The 3,164-nt window shown below is 39.1% G+C and carries 3 protein-coding genes and 1 CRISPR repeat array; of the genes, 2 read left to right on the top strand and 1 reads right to left on the bottom strand.

From position 1 onward, the window contains the following. Nucleotides 1-8: 8 nt before the first annotated feature. Nucleotides 9-140: a zinc ribbon domain-containing protein gene (locus BB781_RS16565; protein WP_394335348.1), complete on the top strand. Its 132-nt coding sequence runs from the start codon at nt 9-11 to the stop codon at nt 138-140. Beyond that, complete coding sequence (locus BB781_RS16560) at nt 97-246, top strand: zinc ribbon domain-containing protein (protein WP_394335349.1); 150 nt, start codon at nt 97-99, stop codon at nt 244-246. The genes BB781_RS16565 and BB781_RS16560 overlap by 44 nt, the downstream gene beginning before the upstream one ends. Nucleotides 247-1,331: 1,085 nt before the next feature. Here the strand turns inward: BB781_RS16560 and BB781_RS15125 are convergent. Continuing rightward, a complete protein-coding gene (locus BB781_RS15125) occupies nt 1,332-2,498 on the bottom strand; it encodes a hypothetical protein (RefSeq protein ID WP_094229274.1) in 1,167 nt (388 codons plus the stop codon). A 95-nt stretch (nt 2,499-2,593) separates the two neighbouring features. Further along, a CRISPR array of direct repeats spans nt 2,594-3,136; the repeat unit is 37 nt; unit sequence GTTACCATACCCTGTTATCACGGGTGCTCTTGTCAAC. Nucleotides 3,137-3,164: the final 28 nt, after the last annotated feature.

The raw sequence follows: 3,164 nt of genomic DNA, 5'->3' as shown, positions 1-3,164 counted from the left end.
GTAATCTAATTCAGATTACAAAATACAAAACGGAAGAAGCTGGTAAGTTTGTAGAATTAGTCAATCCATGTAATACATCACAATTTTGTAGCAAATGTGGTCAAAAAGTCGAAAAAATCATTAGCGGTGAGAATACATAATTTCCCTCACTGCGGATTAGTTATTGACCGTGACCATAATGCTGCTATTAATATTCTAAATCGTGCTGTAGGAACTACAGTTCAAGCTTGTGGAATTAATCAATAGATTTGATGATGAAGCAAGAAGCCATCTTATTTATAGGGTGGTAGTTCACAACCCGTATCAACTGAATAAAGATCAATATCTGCATTCATTTTTTCAATGCTTCAACACGTTTGATAAGTTCGGGGGAATCTCCTGCTTTGCCATTTGTATGTGTAATGAAAACAAGATAGGTCTCTACTATCGTGATATGGGCTTTGTCCTTTTTGCATTCGTAATGGGAATTGTAATCAGCATATTTATCATTGAGGAAATGTTATGTTGTAATGCCAACTATTGTTGGCATAATAAGCACGTTCCACGTGCTTTGAAATATCTTCTATGCAGAGGAAGTTCAGGAATTGGCAAATTGGGGCACTTTCTCTGTTCAGGTAGTTTTCAATGAAGGCCTCAAACTGGACTCCTCCATACATCAAAGATTTTTTAGCCATGAGGCGGGCCAGATTTATGCTAGTTATACTACCGCCCCCCCCCACAAAAAAATAGGTGCTGAGGATAACGAAAAAAAAAGATACATTTTTATGCCGAAGTTCTAATTAGACGGCCTCACACCTCATAACCTGGTAGAATGCCTATAATATCCATTACCACTGATCATCCATTTTCGTGTTTTTTGCTGAACACTTATTGATTCAACATCAATTATTACATCAATGCACCATCACCTCCATGCTTTATGTCCACTCGTCCCGTACCGTGCCGAAGGCACAAACGCCTGACAATAAGAACCACCAAAAACCAGCCATGAATAAGGGTGACTTAGTCAAAAAGTAGTGGTAATTAGATTATGTTGACAAGAAAACTATGTCATCGTGATCGGGTTAAGGCCATCTGTAGATACTATCCAGTTCATCTCAGCAAGCTTTCCCCAAAGGAGTGAAGGTATTTAAGTTCCTCATTAAGATCAAAATCAGTATAGCAAATTCGGCTCTGTAGATGCTCATGAGATGGGGTTTATCGCATCAATTGTAACGAGCAGCTCCCTGATTAATGAGTATAATATAACAGAACTAGCCGAATATACTGACTGGATAGGGATTCTGTGGATTCCATCAACTACAGGGTTGAGTTCCTTTTGAGCAGAAAAATTAGAGAAGTACTGTAATCACTTTGTTGATCCCAATACATCTGCTGGTATGCCAGTCTTCATTGATGAGAATAACAGTAACATCATAATCGTTTATTGTTTCTCCAAGGTTGTGCTCAATATGACCTTTATCGATATCATGCCCAGGAGCAATAACATAGAGCTTTAAGGAATCAAGATCGACATCCCATCCTAATTCATTTGTTCTGGGTTTAAGCTGATACTTGTAATCATCCACCCATTTTACATAAGAAATACCCTGCCTTACAGCATCATCAATGTTGAAAGAACTCTCCTTCACTTCTATGATCACCAAGGAACCGGAGCTATCCCGAGCAAATATGTCAGCATGTTCCCTGCCATACTGCATATTCCGCTTCACTTTACCCAGTGGAACCTCGTAATACAAGAAATCCAGTTCTAAACCTTCAATTTTGTTCAGCTCAAAACTTTCTATTAAGAGGTTATGTAACCATTTTTCCATATAACCAATTGAATTATTCTTCCTTAGCTGACCAATGGTCTTTGACTGCTCATCCAGATGGTTTTTTATCTGGACAAGAAGTAATTGAACATCAGAATTGTCAATATTGTAGTGGTTTTTAATCTGGTGAACACTTCTTTTTCCAGGATTGTGAACGTTTCGGAACAGTGTCATTTTCAGACCGGAAGATTCTAATTTCAATTGCAGGACTTTAAGGCCAGAGATTATGCATGAAAATCCATCTCTTCTACTAAAAACCTGTACATCCTTGTCTTTAAAAGAATGGCAAACAGCAAGTATTTCGTCCCATGTGTTTCTCAACTTATTCGAATAAATACTGCCTCTGTGTTCCTCAAGAGATTTCCATAATCCTGCGGCACCATCAAAACCCCCGATCATAGCAGAACCCCTTGAAATCACTGAGGGCCTCACAGATCCTTTTACCATGGAACCTCCATGAGATGGAGACCTGAAAGCAACCCAGCCATCGCCAAGCATCACCTTATTTGCATTAGCACTGCCAAGAGAATGAAATCGTGAAGCTTTTTTGCCACCAATGCTTGCAGCTGGGAATCCATTATATTTACCATCCATGTAAATATACTTTGGACAGTTCATGCACCCCATCTCTTTTCCTTTTTGAATGACATTTTCAGGAACGTTTTCACCTAACTCGTTTCTCATGAGATTCCTCACTATGGTTCGTTATTAACAACTGTAAAACATAATCATTTGGCATTAAAAGAAATAGACTACAAGTATTCTTTTAATAAAAATCGGTTACCATACCCTGTTATCACGGGTGCTCTTGTCAACTTTTTTGTAAATAAGGTACTCATAGAAAGAAGAAATGTTACCATACCCTGTTATCACGGGTGCTCTTGTCAACTATGAGCACGCCGGTAAGATGGCACGTACATATGTTACCATACCCTGTTATCACGGGTGCTCTTGTCAACAACTGGCAGGATAAACAAAGCAGGAACGCGGTAGACCAGTTACCATACCCTGTTATCACGGGTGCTCTTGTCAACGGAATTTATAGGTACTACAAAGATTTTAAGGGTGTTACCATACCCTGTTATCACGGGTGCTCTTGTCAACTTGTCGTCAAGCGGTAAAAACGTTGTACAGACGAGTTACCATACCCTGTTATCACGGGTGCTCTTGTCAACATTGAACTTGTAGCAGAACTAACAGACATGAACGTGTTACCATACCCTGTTATCACGGGTGCTCTTGTCAACTATAAACAGATATTAGAATCAATTTAAACGAGTCAAATGTTACCATACCCTGTTATCACGGGTGCTCTTGTCAACATTCAAATCCGAAAACATAGGTAAGGAT

Origin of the sequence: Methanolobus psychrotolerans, assembly GCF_002243045.1 — an archaeon.
GTDB classification, from domain to species: Archaea; Halobacteriota; Methanosarcinia; order Methanosarcinales; family Methanosarcinaceae; genus Methanolobus; species Methanolobus psychrotolerans.
This window is presented reverse-complemented; position numbering and strand designations above follow the sequence as displayed.

Excerpts from the sequence above, each read along its gene's own strand:
- BB781_RS15125 (WP_094229274.1), bottom strand. The coding sequence starts at position 2,498 with ATGAGAAACGAGTTAGGTGAAAACGTTCCTGAAAATGTCATTCAAAAA.